Raw genomic sequence first — 21,644 nt, forward strand, 5'->3', positions numbered from 1 at the left:
AAGGTCAGCTCCTTCGGGCGCAGCCCCCTCGCGTCCGACGGCGCCGGAGATCACCGCCCGTCCGCTCCCCATCCCCCAACAGCCCCAGGAACTCCATGTTCCTGGGGCTGCCTGAGTCTGCGATTTCAACGGAGGGCCCCATGAAGAACGTCCAGGACCTCGTCGGTCTGTCCGCTGCCCACATGCCCGCCTCCGAGGCCGGCGTCGACTGGCGGCACAACGCGGTCTGCCGCGAGGAAGACCCCGAGTTGTTCTTTCCGATCGGCAACACCGGGCCTGCGCTCCTGCAGATCGAGGAGGCCAAGGCCGTCTGCCGTCGCTGCCCGGTCATGGAGCGCTGCCTCCAGTGGGCCCTGGAGTCCGGCGAGGACTCGGGCGTGTGGGGTGGCCTGAGTGAGGACGAGCGTCGCGCCATGAAGCGGCGCGCGGCCCGGAACCGCGCTCGGCAGGCCAGCGCCTGACCGCCCCGCCACCTGCAGCCCTGCGCTGCCCGGGCGCCACCGGACCAGCCCTCGTTGGCCCGGTGGCGGCGGAGAACGCAGGGACCAGGCCGCGTTAGAGCGCGGTGCGGCCGTTCCCGAACCCACACCCCTTCGACATCCCCAGGGAGATCCCCGATGGTCGAGAACACCCCGTGCAACCACACCCCGCTCTGCCCGCCCGCCAGCAGCCCCGACCGTGAGGCGGCCCGCGTCGTCTCCAGCCACCCGGAGCAGGGCTGGAGCCTGCTGTGCAACGGATCCGTCGTTTTCGAGGACACCGGTGAACTGCTGCCCGACGGCCGCGTCATCGCCCCGCACCGGCCCACGCCCCCGCCCGCCGTCCCCAGCTCGGCCGGCAGCCAGCTGGCTCCGGGCCCCTTCCGCTTCGCGGACACCAGCAGGCTCATCGGCGGCACGCCCGGCAGCGGGAAGACCGGCGCGGCCGCCGCGATGCACCGCTTCGCCCTGACCTCGGAGCACGGCCGGGCCGACGTCCCTGTAGACCACCCGTCGGTCTGACGGCTGCCTCCCCCGTCCGTTCCGGCCTGGCGCCGGCACGGACGGGGTCGAAGAGAGCCGGACAGCCCGGACGGCACGGCCACAGATATATAGGGGGAGAACATGCTCCGTGTCATCACGAGCAGCACCCACCGTCGTCTCCAGGAGGCGGTGACCAAGGCCGAGAGGATTCCCGGCCTCGAAACCGAACTCGCCGACCTCCGCAAGAAGTTGAAGACCGCGCAGAGCGGGAAGGACGTCGCCGCGCGTACGGCCGAGGACCTGGAGGACGCCCGGCAGGCCGGGGCCGAGATCGCGGCGACGCTCACCCAGCCGGACGCCCTGCAGCGGGAGGCCATCCTCGACATCGCCGCCTCGCTCGTCCGCCACGCCCAGGGCCTCGGTCTCGACGTGAAGCGGCTGCACAGCGGCGAGCCCTACAGCCCGTCCCCCACCGCCTCCGCCGAACCGGAGTCACCTCCGGCCGGGGCCGAGAGCGGGGAGAGCGCGGACCTTCCCTACGTGCACGTCTACGTCCACCAGGGGCAGATCCGTTCCGTGCACCGCTGGAGCGAGGCTGCCGTGCGCCAGGCCCACGCCGACGGCGCTCCCCCGGAAGGCTGGTGCCAGGACCGCAGCTGCTCGGAGATGCCCGGGCCGATGCCGTACTCGCTGTACCCGCTGCCCGTGCAGGTGCCGTGGCCGGACCGCAGCCAGGTGCACCTGCTGCTCCACCGGGGCCGGCCGATCGCGGCGTTCGGCACCGCGCAGGCCGCCCGCCGCGACTGCGCCACCACGAGCATGGCCGCCACCGAGCCCGACCACATCAAGGTCGTCAGCTGGCCGATCGCGGACAGCCACCTGTACCCGACGGGCACCGAGGATGAGCAGGGTCTGGACGGCGCCGCCGCACAGCGGCATCACGCTCGGCTGCTCGCGGCCATGGCGACCGGCCGGTGCGCGGCAATGCGCCGCGAGAAGGTCGAGCCGCCCGAGGACTTCCTCCAGCTCTGCTCGAACCTCCGGGCCGCCGCAGTGAAGCTCTCGGTCACCGAGGCCGAGATCGACGAGTACGCCTCGACTTGGGCGGCAGTTCTCTGATCGCGGCTCCACGGCGATCCGACCACGGAAGGGCATCTGTCATGCCGAACGTCCCCCTCCTCGTCCTGGTCGTGTTCGGCGGCACCGCGCTCGTGCTGGCCGCCAACCCGAAGCAGCCGTTCTTCCAGCAGCTCTTCGGGAGCCTCCGGTCCGCCGAGCGCACCCCCACACCCGAGCAGCGGTACTGGGCCGAGGTCAACAACGACGGGCTCACCGACGACCAGCTGCGTCGTCGCGCCATGCGGCTCGGCGGCACTGTGGGCCGGGGTACCAGCGGCGATGTCACCACGATCGAGGTGAGCGGCGAGAACGAACTCGGCCCGACGTTCACGTCGCAGCGGTACTGCCGCGGCAAGGACGGCCTGTGGCGGGCCGGTTGAGCACGTCCCCCTGAGTTGCCCGTCGTTCCCGGCGATCCGAGTCGCCGGGAACGGCAGGGAGCAGCAGGGATTTCCCCCGATCTCGCGCTCCACGGCCGGCCTCCTCCGTGGGAGGCCGGCCTCGTGCCGCCGGGTCCGGTACGACCATCCCCCCGTTCCGGACCCGGCTTCCCTATCCCGACCACGAAGGGTCTCGTCATGCCGATCGTGCTCGCCCTTGTCCTCGGCCTGGTCCTGGTCGTCGGCGCCGCGACGGTCCTGGTCGCCAACCCGAAGCAGCCGTTCCTCCGGCAGTTCTTCGGCACCGACCGGCCCACTGAGCAGCGCCCCGACGGCCAGAGCTGACCTGCCTCCCTGTGTTGCCTGTCGCCCCCGCCAGACCACCTGGGCGGGGACGGCAGGGAGCCGCAGGGACGTTCCCCCGATCCCGCGCTCCACGGTCGGCCTCCCCTGTGGGAGGCCGACCGTCCTGCTGTCCCGGCAAGACCCTTTCGTGCCCGGCCCGGAGTGCAGTTCCCCACCGAAGCCTGAGCTTCGTGCCCGCCCTCCAGAAACTGCGGGCTGTTTCGCACCCGCTTGCCGACGCACCCCGGAACCCTCGCCCGCCCCGGGCGGGATGGCCTCTCGTCATAGCCCGGTTTCGGGGGCGCCTTGGCACCCCGGAGCTCGTTTCGGCTCCGGCGACTGCCGTTTCGGGAGCAGCCCTCACCGTTTCGAGCACACCCTGAACCGCCCCTTCCGGAGGCCATCATGACCATCACCGAAGTGCCGCAGAAGGCGGCACACGAGACCCCCGTTTCGCACTCGCCGACCCCCGCTTCGGAGACAGCCGATTTCGTTTCGGATGCACGCGGGACCGTTTCGGGCACGGAAGAGCGGAACCCGATCAAGCCCAAGCGCGACCGCCTGATGACCACCCTGTCCTTGGTCGCCGCGATCGGCGGCACGGTGGTCGGTGGCATCGGCTTCGCCATGTCCTACAGCACCTTGGCAAAGGTCGCCCTGAGCTGGGGATTCAGCGAACGCCTCGCGCCCTGGTTCCCGGTCGGCGTGGACGCGTCGATCATCGCGTTCCTCGCGCTGGACCTCTACCTGATCCGCAAGGGCACCCCGTGGCCGCTGCTGCGGCTGGCCGCGCACTGCATGACAGGCGCGACGATCTGGTTCAACGCCAGCTCGCAGGGCCAGATCACAGCCGATCTGGTCAAGGCCGCCTCGCACGGCGTCATGCCTGTCCTCTTCGTGGTCGGGGTGGAGGCCGCCCGCCGCCTGATCATCCAAAAGGCCAGGCTGGAGGCAGGAACCGCGACCGACCGGATCCCGCTGCACCGCTTCATCCTCTCCCCGCTCGCCACCCCGAAGTTCTACCGCCGGATGAGGCTGAACGGGGTCACCAGCTACCCGGAGATGGTCCGGCGCGAGCAGGAGCTCATCGCCTACAAGCAGTGGCTCACGCGCAAGCACAACGGCGACCTGAGCAAGGCGACCGAGGACGAGCGGCTGCCGATGAAGATGGCTGCCTACGGCTACACCGTCTCCGAGGCGCTCGCGCTGCCCGAGCAGCAGGAACGCGAAGCCGAGAAGCGGGCGGAGGAAGCCGAGCGCCGGCGCCTGGAGGCGGCCACCCGCCGGGAGATCGAGCAGAAGCAGGCCGAAGGCCGGCGTCTGGAGGCCGAGGGCCAGCTCGAAGCCACCCGCGCCCGGGTGGAGGGCGAGATGGGCCAGGCCCGTGCACACGCTCGTGCCCAGGTCAGCGCCGCTGAGCGGGCCGCTCAGCGGGAGGAGCAGGAGCTGGAGACCGCCGTCATCCTCGAGGCCCGGGCCCGGCAGGCGGAGGCGGAGCGCCAGGAGTCCGAGGCGCGTGAGGCGAAGGCCGCCGCCGACCTGCGCGCGGCCGAACTGGAGGAGCAGGCCGCCGAGAAGCGGAGGGCCGTGGAGGAGGCCGACCGGGTCGCCGCGGCGGAGGCTCAGGCGATCGAGACGGCGACCATCGCCGAGGCCCGCCAGCGCAAGAACGAAGCCGACCAGGCCGCCGCCGAAGCGGAGTTGGCCGCCGCCGAAACGCGGCGCAGCGCCGCCGAACGCGACCGGCTGGCAGCGGAGGAAGAAGAGCGCGCGGCGGCTGCCCGGGCCAACACCGAGGAAGCCGGGCAGCGCGAGGCCGAAGCTGCGAAGGCCGCCGCCGAAACGCGGCTCACCGCCGCCGAAGTTGAGCGGCGCGCGATCGAAATCGAGGACGACGCGAAGCTGACGCCGCGCGAGCGGGCGGTCCGCAAGGTCGCCCGGATGGTTATCGCCGCAGGTGGCAACGCCGATCAGGTGCCGCTCGCCGACATTCAGCGGGAGATGGCCGTGTCGTCCACCGACACCGCTTCGCGGTACCGCCAGGAGGCCGCCGAGCTCCTCGCCGGCGGCTACATGGCCGCGTAGCGACCTGCACGAACTGCTTCGACGGTTCCACCGGCCCCCGAGATGACGTCAACACCTCGGGGACACGGTGAAGGCGCCGAAGCGCCGGGTCCCACCCTCTCACCCAACCTGCCCGTCAGGAAGGTGAATCGGGGGGTGACCAGCACCAACAGCGGCCGGGTGATCAGGCCTCGCAGTCTGCGAGCCGACCGGCCGTTTAAGCCCTCTATGTCCACCTCGATCGAACGGAGGATCACGGAAGCGTGGGCGGAACCGCGTACTGGACAAAACAGATAAGGCGGGCGGATGAGCGGTCGCCCAAGGCGGGCGCGACCCGGCGGATAGACCGGCTGCGCGGACTGCTGAACGACGCCGAGCCGGCGGTCGCCGACCGCGTCTGGAAGGAAGTCGTCGACATCCTCCAGCGGACCACCGACAGCCACTCGACACGCGGTTCCGCGTACTGGACCGACGAGATCAAACGGGCCGACAAACGGTCGCCCAAGGAGGGCGCGACCAAGCGGCTGGACCGGCTGCGCGGCGTCCTGCAGAGGGTCGATCCGGTGGTCGCCAACCGCGCCTGGCGGGACGTGAGCGACACCCTCCAGCAGATCACTGTTCGTCACACACGGTAATCGTTCACCCATTCATTCACCCGGGGGAGAGATGAACTCGACCCGGCCCTACACGCGTACGTACGCGCACGAGGGCCCGAGTTCACTCCCCCGGTCGCAGACCGTGAGGGGAAAGCAATGGAATTGCTGCTTCTCGCGTGCGCATGGCTCGTGTACACGGCGGGCGCGCAGAGCGAGCAGGCAAAGGTCGGGCTGTCCCCGGCGCAGCGGGACATCCTGAGGGAGCGGACGCGGCACGAGAAGGCCGTGCAGAAGATCGCCGACAAGCACGGGGTCGCTGCGCCGGCCGACCGCAAGGCGGGCGTCTCGCCCTGGAAGGAGCCGCCGGCCTCGGAGCGCGATCCGGTGCTCACGCTGCCGGAGGCGTTCCGCTCGGGCTACCGCGGGCACACCCGCGTCGAGCGTCTGGCGACCCCGATGGGCCGCCGCGCCGGCGGCTGGGCCGCGCGGGGCGTGGCCTGGGGCCAGGACACCGGCCGGGGCGCGCTGCGGGAGTACCGCAGGCGCCGCCGGGCCGCCGGCCATGACGACCCGGCGCCGGTGCTCGAGCGCGTGCCCCTGCCGCCGGACGCTCCGCCCCTCCCGGCCGGCCCGCCGCCGGTCGCGGGCACCGACAGCGGCGACGGCAAGAAGGGCGTCTCCCTGGAGAGGCCCAAGGAGGAGACCGAGGCCGAGAAGCCGGAAGGCTCCGAGAAGCCCTCTGAGGGGGCCGCAGAGCCTCCCGCAGGCGCTGATGGCTCCCCCGGGGCCCCGGAGGCCTCAACAGGCCCTGAAACGCCGCCAGATGGGGCCGGAGATGCGCCGGCGAAGGAGTCCGAGGCTCCCGCCCCGGAGGCCTCACCGGGTCCCGAAGAGGCGGCGGCCGGGCCCGAAACCAAGGACGCGGCGGCCGAACCCGAGCCCGCCGCCGCCGAAACCAAGGACACCGCGGAGCCGAAGAGCACCGAGGAGCCCGCCGGCGCTGCCGAAACGGAACCCGCCCCGGCCCCGGCCGAGCCGGAAGCCACCCCGGCGGCGCCCGAAAACTCGGCGGCCGGGCCCGAAACCCAGGCCGCTGAACCCGAAAGCCCGGCTGCGGCGCCCGAGGGCACCACGTCGGGACCGATCCGAGACAGTGAACCGGCTGCCGCCGGTGGAGGAGTTGGGCGTATGGCAGCAGAGGTCACGTACGAATCCGTCGCGGAGGAAAGCGACGAGCTCTCCCTGATGTGCAAGGAGGACTCGCAGAGCTGCGACCGGATCAAGAACCGCGCCGAAAGGGAAGTCGGGCGCGGTGACACCCTGCTCGCGCAGATGGAGACCACGGGCTTCGGGCAGTCCCTCAAGGCCTGGGTCACCCGCTGCCGGGAGGACTACCAGGGGATGGGCGCCCATCTCGACGAGCTCAAGAAGAACACGATCGCCCAGGACGAGAAGGTCGTGCAGGCCAAGGGCTACCTGATCGCAGGCCAGGGCGTCTACTACGACATCGCCCTGGACATGGAGCAGGTCGCCGAACGCGAGGCGTACATCAGCGACGCCGTCGACTCCGAGGACACCTCCGCACACACCGAGGTCTACGAGACGAGGGGAGCCTGACCATGGGCGCAGCTAAGGCAGTTGGCTCGTTCGTCACCGTCGCCGCCATCCTGGCCAGGGCGACGGCGTACGGGGTCCGAGCCGCCTTGACCAAGAGGGCCGTCGAGCGGCTGGAGAAGCGCTACCACGACCGCGCCGACTCGGCCCGGTACCTGTCCGAGGCGATGGGCAAGCTGGAGGTCGACGAGCCGACCACGACCGCCTACATGGAGGTCGCCACCCTGTCCGAGGCCATGGCGGCCAACGTCGCCGGCATCGTCGGCCGCGCCGACTCCCTTCAGGCCAACGCCCAGGGGCTGGCGGAAGCGACCGAAGCTGAGCACGGCCGGATGAGGGAAGCGAACCGCACCCACACCGTGAAGATGGCCGACCGGCAGTTCATCCAGCCCCGCTAGGCACCAACACCACCCCACCTCGAAGGGCGGGACCGCAATCCGCGGTCCCGCCCTTCGTCTTCGCTGAAAACGGAGAAGACCGGATGGCCACGACCACACCGACCCAGGAAGAGACCGAAGACAACGCTCCCCAGGAGCTGACCGGACTGCGCGCGCGGATGGCCCAGATGCACAACCCGGGCCTGTACGTCGGCTCCGGACTCGGCATCGCCTCCGGCTGGCTGTCCGGTGACCCCCTGCTGCTCACCACCCTTGGCACCACCGGCGTCGCGGCCGGCTGGGCCGCGCTCGGCATGAACCCCGGTCCGTGGCGCTGGCTGCCCGGGCAGGGCGAGCCGTGGGAGTGGATGGCCCGCAGCAGCCGGCGCGGTTACCGGCGCCGGGTCCGCCGGATGCGCCGCCGCCTCGACCTCGACCACGCGTACGGGCCGGCCGTCGGCTCCGACGGCATGCTCGTGCCGACCATCGGCATCGCCGACGGCTGGCGCCACCGCGACGACCGTGCCGCCCTGGTCCGCGCGGCGAAAGCCGACGCCTACCGCAGGCGGTCCGCCACCCTGCGAGCCATCTGGGCCAAGGGCCTTCCCGACTGGGAGCGCGGCTGGTGGCGCCGCTACAGCCCCGTGGAGATGGCGCTGCGGGCCGGCCCGCTCGCGGCGATACCCGCCAGCAGTTACATCGACGTGCCCTGGTGGGCCCGCCTCCTCGTCGCCTCCACCGCGGCGACCTGGGGGGCACGGATGTGGGCCCTTCCGGACTCGGCGACGCCGGCGGCCGCCGAACACCCGGACGGCGTCGACTGGTACCTGGCCCGGTGGGACGAGTGGATCGCCTGCGACCAGGGCCCGCTGCCCGCCTCCAAGCTCACCGACGTCCGTCTGGACGAGGACCGGCTGACCGCGATCGTCGTCTCCACCACCGCCAGGCCCGCCCTCGGCGTCGGCCAGGACGCGGTCTCGATCGCGTTCGAGGTACCGCCGCGGGCGGTCAACATCTACCGGCCCGACGACATGGCCGCCTCCCGCGCCAAGCTCACCGTCAAACTGCGCAACAGGACCGGCGAGCTGGACATGGACGACCTGTCGGCCGTCTGGGAGGAGTACAGCCCCTACCACGGCAGCGAGCTGTACGACGCGGAGGAGACCGAGTTCGGCCGGCGCTTCAAGCTCTTGATGCCGCGCCGCGGTTCCTCGGTCGCCGATGTGCAGCCCCTCGCCATTGCCCAGGCCCTGGACATGGACGGAGAGGACGCCGTCTCCCACCTCCACCTGCGGGTGATCGACGCCCGCCGTATCGAGGTCAACGAGATGAGCGTCAACCCGCTCCAGGACGGCGTCCCGCTGGACCCGAGCGCGCTCGTCATGGACGACCGGGGCTACGTCACGGTCGGCAAGGACATCTACGGCGAGCCCGCCCGCTGGCGCCTGATGATCCCCAACGAGGGGAAGTTCGGGCTCACCGGCCGTCAGGGCATGTCCGCGGTGCACTCCTTCTCCTCCGGCACCACCGGCTCGGGCAAGAGCTCGCTGGAAGAAACCCTCCTGATCGCCCAGATGATCAACGGGATCGTCGGGTGGCTGGCCGACGGCAAGTACGGCGCCGGTTTCGCCTCGTGGACCCAGGTCCTCGACTGGCTGGTCAAGAGCCACTACGGCGCCATGCTCATGGCCCAGGCCGCCGTCGACGTCGGCAAGTTCCGCTTCTCCACCCAGATGAAGATGCAGTGGCAGGACGCCGACGGCTACGTCATGGACGGCCGCAGCTTCTTCGTCCCCGGCGAACCGTTCGCTCCCATGCAGTTCACCGCGGACGAGTTCAACGAAATGGTCATGGACCCGGCCAAAGACCACGTCAACTCGTTGCTCGCCAGCGTGTCCAACCTCGGCCGCCAGACCCGGTCCGCCGGCATCGGCGCCCGGGTCTACGTCCAGATCCCCAACCTCGACTCCATCGGCACCAACAAGCACGCCAACGCCATCCGCGACATGCTCCAGTCCGGCAACATCGCCCTGTTCCGCACCGCCCGTGCGGACGTCGACGTGATGTCGCTCGGCTCCAGGACCCCGAAGTTCCGCCTGGAGCCGATCCCGGAGACGTTCCCGAACGGCGCCGGCACCGGCGGCCTGGGCTACATCGCCGACGGCTCCGACCAGTACACCCAGTCCCGCATGATGTTCCACCCCAACCCGGTGCGCACCGCCCGCGAACTGCCGCGGCCGACCCTCACCTGGGAGGAAGCCGACGCAGCGGCCGCCATGAGCCCCGCCGGCGTCGCCTACCTGCGGCGGGACGAATACCGGCACATGGACGCCGGCGAGGAAGAAGAGTTCCTGCGCGACCTGGTCAAGCAGGAGCAGGAAAAGCGCGGCATCAACACCACCGTCATCGACCTCGCCCCCGCCCCGGCCATGCCGGCCGGGATGGACACGGACGTGGACGACGACGACCTGGACGACCTGGTGCCGCCCAGCCGCTCCGAACTCGTCTGGCACGCCGTCGACCGCGGCGCCCGCCGCAACGGCGAGATCGCCAAGGTCACCGCCCTGAAGCCGCCCAACGTCGCCAACGCCACGAAGCGGCTGGAACGCCTCGGCAAGCTCACCCAGATCGACCGTGACTGGCACACCGTCGACCGCCTTGACGCCTGACCCCCACCCCTTCCCCTTCACGAAAGTTGGAGATCAACCATGGAACTCACCGTCTCGGGTCTCGCCCTGCTCGTCGCCATCGGCATCGGCATCTGGATGAAGAAGGACAGCAGCTTCCGCAAGCGGGAAGTCGCCGTCGTCTCGATCTTCTGGATCCTCGTGATGATGACGCCCTTCGGCGCGGACGGCGTCGCGAAGGTCCAGGACATGTTCGGCAACGGCGCCAAGGGCTTCAGCGACACCGTCAACAACGTCTCCGCCAAGTAGCCCCACGCACGCGAGAGGCGGCCCGCTCGGAGCGGGCCGCCTCTTCCGCGTTCACGCCCTCGACCCATCAGTTAGGAGAGACACCATGGCCGACGACCTCGCAGGCCGTGGGCGGGGACAGACGGCTCAGGAAGCGTTCGATGAGGCGCGCATGCTGGCCGACTGGTACAGCAGCAGCGTCCCCACGACAACCAGAGCTGTCGCCCCCGCTTCCCTGCCGACACCGCCCACCGTTGGGGGCACCGTGCCGTTCGACCCGCACGGCCGGCCCCCCATGTCCCAGAAAGCCACCGACCACGCCGCCCTCGTGATCGTCTACACCTGGGGTTCACTGCCGGTCGGCGGCGCCATCTCCCTGGTGCTGTGGCAGTTGTCCAGCGTCAGCCCGATGCAGCTGACCTTCGCCGGCCTCGGCGCCTCCGGAGTGTTCATCGCGATCGGCGCCGCCGCCCGCATGATCGGACGGGCCTTCCGCGACGGCGCCTCAGCGCTTCCCGACCACACGGTCAACCAGTACACCGGCACCGTCTACGTGCAGCACACCGAACTGCACACCGAAACCCGCGGGTTCGGGCGGACCACCAACCAGATCACCGACGGCACGCAGTGACGTCGGACGCCGCCCGTCCACGACGCCCTCACGCTGACGTCTGCCTGTCCACTCCCGAACCCCACCACGGGGGCCGGGGGCGGGCAGGGAGCCGGAACAGCCGCACAGCTCCACCGCTTCCCGCCCCGTCGGCTGTCTCCTCGCCACGGGGCGCGGTGCTGCCCACCTTCCCGCCTTCGTGAAGAGAGGCCAACCTGCCATGACCACCAACCCCGCTGCTGGAAACGGCCACAAGCGCACGCTCCGGTGGCCCTCCTTACACCGGCCCCGCAGCTGGATCAGCCACCGGACCGGCCAGGCCCGCACGAAGCTGGCGCAGCTGTGGCGGCACGAAACCGTCCGCCACCTGGCCTTCACCGCCGCAGTCACCCTCCTCGGCGCCTGGCTGCTGGACCAGTTCCTGCCCGGGATGCCCGGCCTGGCCACGACCGTGGACGCGGTGGGCGCCACCATCGACGACCCTGTACGCCGCTACCTCGTCGCCCACACGCAGGAACTGCCCATCACCGCCGGCGCCACCTACAGCCTCTGGAAGGCCCTCGGACTCATCGCGTTCGTCCTAGGCGGCCTCCACAACGGCCCCGCCCGGCTCATCTGGACGCTCTGGGGAGCCGCGACCGTGATCATGGTGTTGGTCGAAACTCCCGGGCCCGGCCGCCCCGTCGCCACGGCGGTCGGCCTCCTGGCGTGGGCCGCGCTGTCCTGCTTGGCGCTCCGCGGACTGCGTCTCCCACCGCTCGCGTTCGTCCACGTCGACGTGCACAACGAAGCGCCGCCCCTCCCCGATGTTGAGGTCCGCACGGAGATCCGCATGGCGCGGGCCGAGCCGCCCCAGTACCTGCCCTACCCCCTCCCATTCCAGCCGCCGTCGAAGAACTGACGTCTGCCTGTCCGCCCCTCGGCTCCCGCCACCACGGGGGCCGGGGGCGGGCAGGGAGCCGGAACAGCCACCGCGCGCTGCCCCTCACACCCCGCTGCCGGCCGCCCCGTGACCCGTCCCGGCCTACGACCGGCACGGGCTGAGAACAGGGGGCGGGACGCTCTGTCCGGAAAGGACTTCTCGACCATGCACCTCGGCCCCAACAACGAGTCGTACGTGCTCGACTCCGCACGCGACGGCCAGCGCATCCTCGCCGGAATCAACGGCGATGCCGCCGACGCCGCCGAAGCTGTCGACGCGCTCATCCGCGAGTACCTGGCGTTGCGCGACCGCTTCCAGCAGCTCAAGGACGGGCTGCCCAAGCACCACACCGACCCCGAACTGTGCCCCGCCTGCGGCCTGTTGGAGCAGCCGTGCCCCTACCACTTGGGACGGGCCGAGGGGTGGATCGAGCTCTCCAAGGCGGTACGCCTCCTGGGCAGCGGCGACTCCACCTACGCCACGCTCGTCCTGGAGCACGCGGACGCGGCCGGAGACGACGCATGACGGTCGCCACCTACACCACGCTCGCAGCGGCCACGGCCCTGGACACGCTCCAGGACGACACCGTCCACGACGTCGACGCCGCCGCCACCGCCCGGGAGGCCGCGGGGAACGCGGCCCTGGCCGCCGTACGCACCGGGAACCGCGAAGCCGCCCAGCAGATCATCGCCGAGATGCTCCCCGACGAGCGCGCCGACTTGGCCGGCCACCTCGAGGAACTCCGCACGCTGCTCGGACCGGCCTGCGCCGAGTGCGGTGCGCTCACCGAACTCGGCACCTGCACCACCGATACCTCCAGCGCGGAGTGCCGCTTCCTCTGCACCCGCTGCGCGGCCGCCCGCCGCGCCCGCTGAACGACCCCACCAGGCAGCCGCCTCCGGCCTTACCGGCCTGCCGCGTGCTGCCACCCCGCCTCGACAAGGAGCCCAAGCCCATGGTCCTCGCGCTGTTCAACCGCGCCCGTCGTGCGTCCGCCGAGCCACCGGCCAGCGAGCCGTGGCCGGAGCTCGGCGAGACCTGGATGCCCGAAGGCGTCACCGTCGTCGAGCGGCACTGGAACCAGGCGATGAGCGCGATCGTCCTCGTCTACTCCGCCGGCCAGAACGACTGCCACGTCGTGTCCTGCCTCGGCTGCCACTTCAGCGTCGAGCAGGACCCGGAACCAGGCCACCTCGGCCGACTGAAGCTGACGGACGCGAACCGGATCGCCACCCAGCACGCCACCAGCTGCCGGGCACTGCCCCGCGCCATCCCCGACCGCCCGGACGACGACAGCGCCCGCGAACAGTTACACAAGTGGGTGCTCAGCCGGCCGCGCAAGGCCGACAACGCGCAGATCATGCTCAACTACCTCGACCTCCACCGGCTCACCCTCCAGCGCAGCAACGAGTGGATCGAAGCCGAGCTCCAGCAACTGGCCGTGGACCGCCCCGACGTCCTCGTCGTTCAGCGCAGCGCCTACGACCACACGACCTTCTACTACTACGTCGTGGGCCAGCCCGAGAGCTGACCGGACCCTCCACCCGGCCTCGCGCGCCACCGCCGACAGATCTCCGCGGACCCTCTGCGAGCCGCCCGGCACCGTCGTCCATCCCACCTAGGAGGGCGACGGTGCCCGGATCCGGCGCACCAACACCCGTCCACGACTGGGACGGGCGACGGAAACACCCCACGGGCGGCGGGCGCAGGTACACCGCGCCCGCCGCCCGCTCACACTCCGATCCCTACAGGAATCCTGATGACCAGCCGCTCCGAGGCCACGGACACCACGCCGTTACCCCACTCCATCGCCCTGCGCGAAGCCGAGAACGACCTGCAGACCCTGCGAGGCCGCCTCCGCACGGTCGCCGAGTTCATCCACAACCCGGCCCACGACTTCGCGGCCCGCCACGCGCTCGCCCTGAGCCTGGGCCTGCCCGCGCCGACCCCCGCCGCCGCGCGGCAGACGAAGGAGGCCAGCCGGTGAACCCGCCCCCGACCACCACCGAGCCCGGTACTCAGCACTCGCTCGTCGACCAGAACCTCAAAGACGCGCTCGCCACCGTGGCATCGGAGATCGGCCGCACCGACGGCAAGACCTCCTTCCTCCTCGCCTTCAACGGCGCAGTCATCGCAGGCCTGGTGGGCTCGGCCAACAAGGACCTCCCCCTGCTGTGCCTCGTCGCCGGCGGACTCGCGGTCCTCGTCCTGGCCGCCTCCACCATCTTGCTGCTGCTCGTCGTCCTGCCCCGACTGCACGGCGCGGACCGCGCGAGCTTCCCCTACTGGGCCACATGCGACACCCAGCAGATCCTCGCCGAGATGAGCGACGACCGCCGGGCGGACCGGCTTCGTGTCCTCTCCCAGATCGCCCTCCCCAAGTTCCAGGGGCTGGGGCATGCCATCCGCCTCTCGCTGGCCGCCGTCGTCCTCATCGTCATCGCCGTCCTCACGCTCACCGTGACCGCGCTCGCCTGACAGCAGCAGACCCGGCCACGTGGCGACGCCGGAAGACGACCGCTCCGCCCGGCCCCGTCACCCGACCCTGCACCGCCTGCCTGCCCAACTTCCCTGGAGCCCGCTGTGAAGAAGACCCCCGCCAAGAAGCCGGCCGCGAAAAGGCCCTCCGCGAAGAGGGCAGCGGCCAAGACGACCGCCGCGAAAAAGCCCCCTGCGAAGAGGGCAGCGGCGAAAAGGGCCCCGGCCAAGAGGACCGCCGCGAAGAGGACACCCGCCAGGAGGACCGCGGCGAAGCCGGGGACCAGCACCAGGATCGTGTACTGGCTCTTCCGCAGCCTGGGGCGGAGCGCCCGGAACCTCGACCCGGCACACCGCAAGGACGGCGCCGCGCTGCTCCTGCTTGCCAGCGCGCTGATCGTCGCCGTGGGCACCTGGGCCGACCTGCAGGGTCCGGTCGGCGATCTCGTCGAGATCCTGGTGACCGGCTGCTTCGGCCGCCTCGACCTGCTGGTGCCGGTTCTGCTCGGCGCCATCGCCGTGCGCTTCATCCGGCACAGGAAGTCCGAGGCCGACGGCCGTGTCCTCATCGGCCTGTCAGTCCTGGTCGTCGGCGTCCTCGGCCTGGTCCACATCGCCTGCGGCTCGCCGGCCCGCAGCGACAGCACGCAGGCCATACGGGACGCCGGCGGCCTCATCGGATGGGGCGTCGCAACCCCGCTGACCTACAGCATGGGCGAAGTGCTGGCCGTACCGCTGCTGGTGCTGCTCATCGCCTTCGGGCTGCTCGTCGTCACGGCCACCCCGGTCAACGCCATCCCACAGCGCCTGCGGGCGCTCGGCGCGCACCTCGGCGTCATCCAGGGACAATCGGCCGACGCACTCGGCAACGACGAGCGACACGCGGAACAGAAGCCCGAGGCGATGCCCGCACGCTCCAGCCGCAGCAGGTCCGCCGGTGAGGCGAACGACTCCGACGGCGTTCAGCAGGAGATCCCCCCACGGCGCGAGCACCCCAAGGCCGCAGCAACGCGGCCGCCCGTCGGCGCCCAGCCGCGCGGGATGGTGCCGTCCCCCCGGGCCGTCCCCGACCTCACCAAGGCACCGCCCGCGGGCGAGGAACACAACCTGCCCGCGCGCACGGAGCAGCTCCAGATGTCGGGCGACATGACCTACGCCCTGCCAGCCCTCGACCTCCTCACGCGCGGCGGCCCCGGCAAGGCACGCAGCGCCGCCAACGACGCGGTCGTCACCTCACTGACCAACCTCTTCACCGAGTTCAAGGTCGACGCCGCCGTCACCGGCTTCACGCGCGGGCCGACGGTCACCCGCTACGAGATCGAGCTCGGCCCCGCCGTGAAGGTCGAGCGGATCACCGCGCTGACCAAGAACATCGCCTACGCCGTCGCCAGCCCGGAAGTGCGGATCATCAACCCGATCCCCGGCAAGTCCGCGATCGGCATCGAAATCCCCAACACCGACCGCGAGATGGTCAACCTCGGCGACGTGCTGCGCCTCGCGGCTGCCGCCGAGGACAACCATCCGCTCCTGGTGGCGCTCGGCAAGGACGTCGAGGGCGGCTACGTCATGGCCAACCTCGCGAAGATGCCGCACATCCTGATCGCCGGAGCCACCGGGTCCGGCAAGTCCTCGTGCATCAACTGCCTGATCACCTCCATCATGGTGCGCGCGACCCCCGAGGACGTGCGCATGGTCCTGATCGACCCCAAGCGCGTCGAGCTGACCGCCTACGAGGGCATCCCGCACCTGATCACACCGATCATCACCAACCCGAAGCGGGCCGCCGAGGCCCTGCAGTGGGTCGTACGCGAGATGGACCTCCGCTACGACGACCTCGCGGCTTACGGCTTCCGGCACATCGACGACTTCAACGCCGCCGTACGAAGCGGCAAAGTGAAGGCGCCGGCAGGCAGTGAGCGCGAGCTGCAGCCGTACCCGTACCTGCTCGTGATCGTCGACGAGCTCGCCGACCTGATGATGGTCGCCCCGCGTGACGTCGAGGACGCGATCGTGCGCATCACGCAGCTCGCGCGTGCGGCCGGCATCCACCTCGTGCTCGCCACGCAGCGGCCATCGGTGGACGTCGTCACCGGCCTGATCAAGGCGAACGTGCCCTCCCGGCTCGCCTTCGCCACCGCCTCGCTCACCGACTCGCGCGTCATCATCGACCAGCCCGGCGCAGAGAAACTGATCGGCAAGGGCGACGGGCTATACCTGCCGATGGGCGCGAACACGCCTGCCCGAATGCAGGGCGCCTTCGTGAACGAGGACGAGATCGCGGCCGTCGTCCAGCACTGCAAGGACAAGATGACGCCCGACTTCCGGGACGACGTCGTCATGGACACCAAGCAGAAGAAGGAGATCGACGAGGACATCGGCGACGACCTGGACCTGCTGTGCGAGGCGGCCGAGCTGGTCGTCTCCACCCAGTTCGGTTCGACGTCCATGCTTCAGCGCAAGCTCCGGGTCGGCTTCGCCAAGGCCGGACGGCTGATGGACCTCATGGAGTCCCGCGGCATCGTCGGGCCCAGCGAGGGCTCCAAGGCGCGCAAGGTTCTCGTGAAGCCGGACGAGCTGGACGGAGTGCTGGCCATGCTCCGTTCCGTCCCCGGCAGTGCGCCAGCAGAAGACGCGGACACCGGCGACCTCCCGGAGCGGGTTCAGACCGCAGCGGGCGGCCAGTGAGCCGCCCCCGCCGCCGACACCCCGGGCCTGCCCATCGGCCGGGAGCCGGGCATCAGCGAACGGACCCGTCGACCCGACCGTGTCCCGGCCGCCAGCCGGACCGAGTACGACAGCGCCCGGGCCCGTCCTGGTCGGCCCGACCGCCACCCCGACCACGGCAGTACCGGGAACACGTTGCCTCATCGTGACCCCTGGTCGGGGCTGATGGTCGCCCGCGTGGTCGGGGGCCCAAGGTGCGGTACCTCCATGGACCCCCGCACGTCTTCGCATCCCGGAACCGGACGGACTGACGTCCGGGCTCCAGATTCCAACACCTCTCAGGGGCCGCCTGATCCCAGATCGGGCGGCCCCTGCGTTTCCAACCCCAGAAGGAGCACAACCTCATGAGTAAGATCACGCGACCCGGTGCCGCTCGTGGCGGTGCCATCGCAGTGGAAGGCCTCGAGTTCATCCTCCTGGCGGTGGTCGCCGGAATCGGCGGCTGGGTCGGCTTCAACACGCCCGGTCTTTCGCCCGCCTGGGCGGGAGTGTCCGCCGGCATCTTCGGGCTCGGCCTCGCTGCCGGAGTCAACGACCTCCTCGCCTCGTTCATGGCCTCGCTGCGCGCCCGCACCCGGACCTCGCCGTCCCCGGCCGCACCGGCGTCCGAGCAGAGCGAGGAGAAGGCGACGCTTCCCGACAACACCGACGACGTCCTGGAGCTCCTGACCGAGGCGGCAGCGGCCGGTGCCGCCCACCAGGCCGCGATGTACTCGGGGAAGGTCGACCCTGCACACGCCCTGCTGGACAGGACGGAGCTGTGGGCGGGCGTCGACGGCACCAGCGCCCTGTTCCGTCTCGCTGACGGCGCGTACGTGTACTACGAGAAGGACGAGAGCGGGAGCCACCCGACCCACCTGTACTCCTTCATCGTCCCCGAGACCGGGAACGAGCCGGTACCCGTCACCTCCCTGGAGCAGGTGCGTGACCTCCTGGAGCAGCACGCCACCCGCGAGCTCAAGGACGAGCCGGTCGCGGCCTGACCCTGCCGGCCCCCTGTGCCGCCCCGGCCCCTCACAGGCCGGGACGGTGCGGAGGCCCGGCAGGACGGACCGTGCCCAGCACGCACATCTGAGGCCCGGCGGTTCTTTACGCCGTAAAGAACCGATGCCGCCCCGGAGTTGAGTCGACCGTCACGAGGTCCCCGATGCACCCGCGCACTCGACTCGTCTTCCCCGACCAGGCGACCCCGCCAGCCGCGAGCTGATCAGCCGTCCTCTGCGCGGCCAGCACACGCCTATGGTCCGGCGTCGCCCCGCCCGACAACCCCTGCACCGACACTCTTAGTTGAGGAGCACACCCGACCATGATCCGAACCCGCGCCATCGAGCGACTGGCGCTCTTCGGTACCCTCCTCGCCGCCTTCGGCGAGATCCACCCGTTCTGCGACCACTGGGCGCAGGGATCGGAAACCGCCCGCTGTAAGCGCCTCTACGGTCCGCAACGCGTCTACCGCGACGGCTGCCCCGTCGACGCAGAGGACGCCGCCCGCCGGGACGAGCCGACCATGACCGCCAGCGCCCGGGGCCGGCGGGCCGTCGCGCTGCACGTCGCCACGTACACGGCGATCCAGACCGGCGCGGCCACCGCTCTCACCCGCGCCTTCGGCTACCGCGTTCCGCCCTCCGCCTTTCTGGCCGGGGCCGCCATCAACGGCTTCACCCACGCCGCGATCGACCGCGGCGCCCTCTTCCTGTGGCTCGCGAAGAAGGCGGGCCAGACCGGCTACATCGAGCACTGCCAGGCCGTCCGCCTGGACAAGAACGACACCCCGCACAAGGAGATCAACGGGCCCGGCACCGCGTGGATCGAACTCGATGCCGCGCTCCACCGGGTCATCGGCGTCGGCGCCGCCGCGGTCACCACCTGGCTCGCCACCCGCAAGGGCGGCCGCTCATGAAGGACCTCGACCTCAGCCTCGCTCCCGATCCCGTCGAACGCCTCGCCTCCCTGCTGCGCCTGAGCTTCGGAGAAGCCTGGATCCCCGAGCCGGACGCCGACGGCTACGGCGCACTGCTGCGCACCCGAACCGGCCGCGCCATGTGTGCCACCCCCGACCCGGTCGCCAACCGCATCATCCTGCAGGCCTGGGTCGACTGGGACTGGGTGACCCCGACCACCGTCTTCACGGTCGACCTGGTGGGCCACCACCACCTCGATCACTGGCTGTCCTGCGCAGACCTCACCGACGCCGGCCACGCCATGAAGAAGCTGATGCGGAACCTGCTCGACCAACTCGACTCGGTCCCGCCCCTCACGGACGACGGGGAGCTCGTCGACCCGGACGCCGCCGAACAGCAGCTCGGCCACCTCGCGGGCCAGGCGGGTGAACTTGCCCGGCAGGCCAGCCAGTTCACCGCCCGGCTCATCTACCGCAAGCCCGTCGCGGCCGGCGCGAAGGGACTGCTCCGGCTGGCCGGGCAGACCGCGCGCACCGCGACCCGCGTCGACCTGCTGCGCGGCCACATCCGCACCGACAACAGCGCCCCCCGCTGCTGACGGCTCCCTGTGCCGCCCCGATCCAACCCGGATCGGGGCGGCGCGGAGGACCGGCCAGACCGGACGGCCCCATGGGACGGCAGATCAGCGCCCCATCATCTGGCGACTGCCGCCCCCTGATCCCGCGCACGAGTCACAGGCGGTGTGGCCGCCAGTCCTCCGTGCGCCTTCGACGCCCTTCTTGGAGGACTGCGTGCGTTCCCAGAGCGAGTTCGTGCTCGCCCCGCACTCCCTGCCCGACGGCCCGTTCCTGCTCGCGCTGATCGGCGCCGCCGGCAGCGGCAAGAGCCGCGTCGCCCGGGCGTTCCCGGCCGACTGGCGGCTCGAACTGGACAACTTCCGCTGGCGGGCCACCGGGTCGCCCGGCGATCAGACCGCGACCCCGATCGCGAGCGTGGTCTTCCGTGAACTGCTGGACGCCCGCCTCACCCGAAAATTGCCTGTCCTTGCGGACAGCACGAACAGCGAGCTCGACGTGCGCGCCTACCTGCTCCGGCGTGCCCGGCACTGGGGGATGACCACCGTCGCGATCGTCTTCCGGGTCCCGGTGGAGGAATGCCTGGCCCGGCAGGAGACGCGCACGAAGGCCAAGCAGGTGCCGCCCGACGCCGTCACCCGCCAGGCGGCCGGCGTGCCCACCACCGACCAGCTGATCGACGAGGGCTTCGAGTACGCCTGCTACGCCGACGAACTCGACCTGCTCGGCCTGCTGCTGCGGCGCGCGGCCACCGCAGACCCCGACCCGCTCGCCGAGGTACGGCGCACCTTCGGCGAGGACGTGGCCGCCGTGTTCGCCTGGCACCAAGAGCGCGAACACGGCTTCGCTACCGGCACCTTCGCCGTGGCCGGCCGTGAGATCACGGTGCGCTGGATGGACGACGGCGACCCGTACGACCACCACTGGCAGGCCCGCCTCAGCGAGGCCTGCACCGACGGCTGCTCGGGCCCGCTGTGGGTGAAGGTCACCGGCGCGGCAGACCTGCAGTCCGTCTACCGCGGTGGCGCACCCGACGAACCGTGGTGCGACGGCTGCACCGGCCGCAGCCTCGGCTGACCGGCGGCCTCAACTAGCCGCCCGCTCATGGCCACTAGCTGATCAGCAACCACGGCGAGCGCCTGCTGACCGGGGCTGCTCGCGACCTCACCCGCAAGGAGAACTCGAATGACGACGTCCGTGCCCACCTTCGGCCGCACCGGCGAGCGCCCGAAGACCGGCTGCCCGCATGCCGACCGTGTCTCCGGCATGGAGACCCCGATGATCACCGAGATGGTCGGCGCCATGTTCCACCTGGAGGCCCTGCAGAAGGTCGTGGGCACTCCCGAGGAGGAACTCGCTGCCTACACCGTGCCGATCACGTCCGAGCGGCACCGCGAGTACGTCCTCGGCGCCGCCGAGCGCATCCGCCGCGTCCTGGACCAGCTCACCGCCCCGTACACGGCGGCCGCCGACCCCGGTACGACCACGGCGGACAGCACCTTCTGAGTGCCACCCCGGCCCTCCGTCCCCGGCCATCGCGGCCGGGGACGTCCCCTCCTGGTCGATCGGAGTCAACGATGGACGTCGTACTGGCCGCCCTCATCGGCGTGATGGGAGGCCTGCTCGGCTCGGTCCTCGGACCCCTCATCCAATGGCACACCACCCGCAAGGACCAACTGCGCACCACGGCCGCCCGCTTCGCCCACCGGCTCTCCGCACACCGCGGGAACCTCTACGACCGGTGGGACCTCGCCCGGCAGGCGAACCCGGACCCCGCGAAGATGCTGGCCGCCAACGACCTGAGCGACGCATCCCGCAGCGAGGTCACGCTCGCCCTGTACGAGCTGCGCGTCCTGACCCGCAACGCTGAGCTGCTGCGGCTCGCCGACGCGGCGGCGGCCGCGGCCTACGCAGTGAAACCGCGCGGCGAGGACCTGGCGACCGTGAGCCCTGCCGTGATGGACGCGCGCCGCGAGCGAGGAATCGCCGCGGACCACGCCTTCCTCACGGCGGCCGCCGCCCTCTGAACCCTCTGGTCTTTACGCCGTAAAGACGCTCACGG

General features: G+C 71.1%; 24 protein-coding genes and 1 pseudogene. All 25 read left to right on the forward strand.

Going from position 1 to position 21,644, the window contains the following annotated elements; translation table 11 throughout:
- The first annotated feature begins 182 nt into the window (after positions 1-182).
- Positions 183-461: a WhiB family transcriptional regulator gene (locus ACJ9NR_RS41070; RefSeq protein WP_412513008.1), complete on the forward strand. Its 279-nt coding sequence runs from the start codon at positions 183-185 to the stop codon at positions 459-461.
- Between the two features lie 156 nt (positions 462-617).
- Positions 618-836 (forward strand): annotated as a pseudogene (locus ACJ9NR_RS41075) (DUF5999 family protein); the annotation flags it as partial.
- Between the two features lie 267 nt (positions 837-1,103).
- On the forward strand, positions 1,104-2,081 hold the full coding sequence (locus ACJ9NR_RS41080) for a hypothetical protein (protein ID WP_412512903.1): 978 nt from the start codon (positions 1,104-1,106) through the stop codon (positions 2,079-2,081).
- A 41-nt stretch (positions 2,082-2,122) separates the two neighbouring features.
- Positions 2,123-2,461, forward strand: coding sequence for a hypothetical protein (locus ACJ9NR_RS41085; RefSeq protein WP_412512904.1), 339 nt, complete (start codon positions 2,123-2,125; stop codon positions 2,459-2,461).
- Positions 2,462-2,659: 198 nt separating this feature from the next.
- Positions 2,660-2,806: a hypothetical protein gene (locus ACJ9NR_RS41090; RefSeq protein WP_412512905.1), complete on the forward strand. Its 147-nt coding sequence runs from the start codon at positions 2,660-2,662 to the stop codon at positions 2,804-2,806.
- A gap of 405 nt (positions 2,807-3,211) precedes the next feature.
- Entirely contained in the window at positions 3,212-4,891 is a 1,680-nt protein-coding gene (locus tag ACJ9NR_RS41095) for a DUF2637 domain-containing protein (RefSeq protein ID WP_412512906.1), read from the forward strand.
- Positions 4,892-5,133: 242 nt separating this feature from the next.
- Positions 5,134-5,505: a hypothetical protein gene (locus ACJ9NR_RS41100; protein ID WP_412512907.1), complete on the forward strand. Its 372-nt coding sequence runs from the start codon at positions 5,134-5,136 to the stop codon at positions 5,503-5,505.
- Positions 5,506-5,622: 117 nt separating this feature from the next.
- Positions 5,623-7,083 (forward strand): hypothetical protein, encoded by a 1,461-nt coding sequence (locus ACJ9NR_RS41105; protein WP_412512908.1) that lies wholly within the window; start codon positions 5,623-5,625, stop codon positions 7,081-7,083.
- Between the two features lie 2 nt (positions 7,084-7,085).
- Positions 7,086-7,478 (forward strand): hypothetical protein, encoded by a 393-nt coding sequence (locus tag ACJ9NR_RS41110; protein WP_412512909.1) that lies wholly within the window; start codon positions 7,086-7,088, stop codon positions 7,476-7,478.
- Positions 7,479-7,561: 83 nt separating this feature from the next.
- Positions 7,562-10,126: a hypothetical protein gene (locus ACJ9NR_RS41115; RefSeq protein WP_412512910.1), complete on the forward strand. Its 2,565-nt coding sequence runs from the start codon at positions 7,562-7,564 to the stop codon at positions 10,124-10,126.
- A 39-nt stretch (positions 10,127-10,165) separates the two neighbouring features.
- Positions 10,166-10,393 carry a hypothetical protein gene (locus ACJ9NR_RS41120; RefSeq protein ID WP_393804519.1) on the forward strand — a complete coding sequence of 76 codons (228 nt, stop codon included), beginning with the start codon at positions 10,166-10,168 and terminating at the stop codon, positions 10,391-10,393.
- Between the two features lie 85 nt (positions 10,394-10,478).
- Positions 10,479-11,003 (forward strand): hypothetical protein, encoded by a 525-nt coding sequence (locus tag ACJ9NR_RS41125; protein ID WP_412512911.1) that lies wholly within the window; start codon positions 10,479-10,481, stop codon positions 11,001-11,003.
- 199 nt (positions 11,004-11,202) lie between these two features.
- The gene (locus ACJ9NR_RS41130; RefSeq protein WP_412512912.1) at positions 11,203-11,883 is read left to right on the forward strand and encodes a hypothetical protein; all 681 of its coding nucleotides are present in this window, start codon (positions 11,203-11,205) and stop codon (positions 11,881-11,883) included.
- 186 nt (positions 11,884-12,069) lie between these two features.
- Complete coding sequence (locus ACJ9NR_RS41135; protein ID WP_412512913.1) at positions 12,070-12,429, forward strand: hypothetical protein; 360 nt, start codon at positions 12,070-12,072, stop codon at positions 12,427-12,429.
- Positions 12,426-12,779 carry a hypothetical protein gene (locus ACJ9NR_RS41140; RefSeq protein ID WP_412512914.1) on the forward strand — a complete coding sequence of 118 codons (354 nt, stop codon included), beginning with the start codon at positions 12,426-12,428 and terminating at the stop codon, positions 12,777-12,779. Before ACJ9NR_RS41135 ends, ACJ9NR_RS41140 begins: the two co-directional genes overlap by 4 nt.
- A gap of 44 nt (positions 12,780-12,823) precedes the next feature.
- Positions 12,824-13,435: a hypothetical protein gene (locus ACJ9NR_RS41145; RefSeq protein ID WP_412512915.1), complete on the forward strand. Its 612-nt coding sequence runs from the start codon at positions 12,824-12,826 to the stop codon at positions 13,433-13,435.
- A gap of 228 nt (positions 13,436-13,663) precedes the next feature.
- Positions 13,664-13,891, forward strand: a complete 228-nt coding sequence (locus ACJ9NR_RS41150) for a hypothetical protein (RefSeq protein ID WP_412512916.1) — start codon at positions 13,664-13,666, stop codon at positions 13,889-13,891.
- Positions 13,888-14,382, forward strand: coding sequence for a Pycsar system effector family protein (locus ACJ9NR_RS41155; RefSeq protein WP_412512917.1), 495 nt, complete (start codon positions 13,888-13,890; stop codon positions 14,380-14,382). The genes ACJ9NR_RS41150 and ACJ9NR_RS41155 overlap by 4 nt, the downstream gene beginning before the upstream one ends.
- Positions 14,383-14,475: 93 nt before the next feature.
- On the forward strand, positions 14,476-17,067 hold the full coding sequence (locus tag ACJ9NR_RS41160; protein ID WP_412513009.1) for a DNA translocase FtsK: 2,592 nt from the start codon (positions 14,476-14,478) through the stop codon (positions 17,065-17,067).
- Between the two features lie 383 nt (positions 17,068-17,450).
- Complete coding sequence (locus ACJ9NR_RS41165) at positions 17,451-18,089, forward strand: hypothetical protein (protein WP_412512918.1); 639 nt, start codon at positions 17,451-17,453, stop codon at positions 18,087-18,089.
- Between the two features lie 323 nt (positions 18,090-18,412).
- Positions 18,413-19,006, forward strand: a complete 594-nt coding sequence (locus ACJ9NR_RS41170) for a hypothetical protein (protein ID WP_412512919.1) — start codon at positions 18,413-18,415, stop codon at positions 19,004-19,006.
- The gene (locus ACJ9NR_RS41175) at positions 19,003-19,605 is read left to right on the forward strand and encodes a hypothetical protein (RefSeq protein ID WP_412512920.1); all 603 of its coding nucleotides are present in this window, start codon (positions 19,003-19,005) and stop codon (positions 19,603-19,605) included. The genes ACJ9NR_RS41170 and ACJ9NR_RS41175 overlap by 4 nt, the downstream gene beginning before the upstream one ends.
- A gap of 193 nt (positions 19,606-19,798) precedes the next feature.
- Positions 19,799-20,659, forward strand: a complete 861-nt coding sequence (locus ACJ9NR_RS41180; RefSeq protein ID WP_412512921.1) for an AAA family ATPase — start codon at positions 19,799-19,801, stop codon at positions 20,657-20,659.
- A gap of 108 nt (positions 20,660-20,767) precedes the next feature.
- The gene (locus ACJ9NR_RS41185; protein ID WP_412512922.1) at positions 20,768-21,088 is read left to right on the forward strand and encodes a hypothetical protein; all 321 of its coding nucleotides are present in this window, start codon (positions 20,768-20,770) and stop codon (positions 21,086-21,088) included.
- Positions 21,089-21,159: 71 nt separating this feature from the next.
- Positions 21,160-21,609 (forward strand): plasmid transfer protein KilB, encoded by a 450-nt coding sequence (gene kilB, locus ACJ9NR_RS41190; protein WP_412512923.1) that lies wholly within the window; start codon positions 21,160-21,162, stop codon positions 21,607-21,609.
- The last annotated feature ends 35 nt before the right edge of the window (positions 21,610-21,644 follow it).

Origin of the sequence: Streptomyces sediminimaris (genome assembly GCF_047049295.1) — a bacterium.
GTDB classification, from domain to species: Bacteria; Actinomycetota; Actinomycetes; order Streptomycetales; family Streptomycetaceae; genus Streptomyces; species Streptomyces sediminimaris.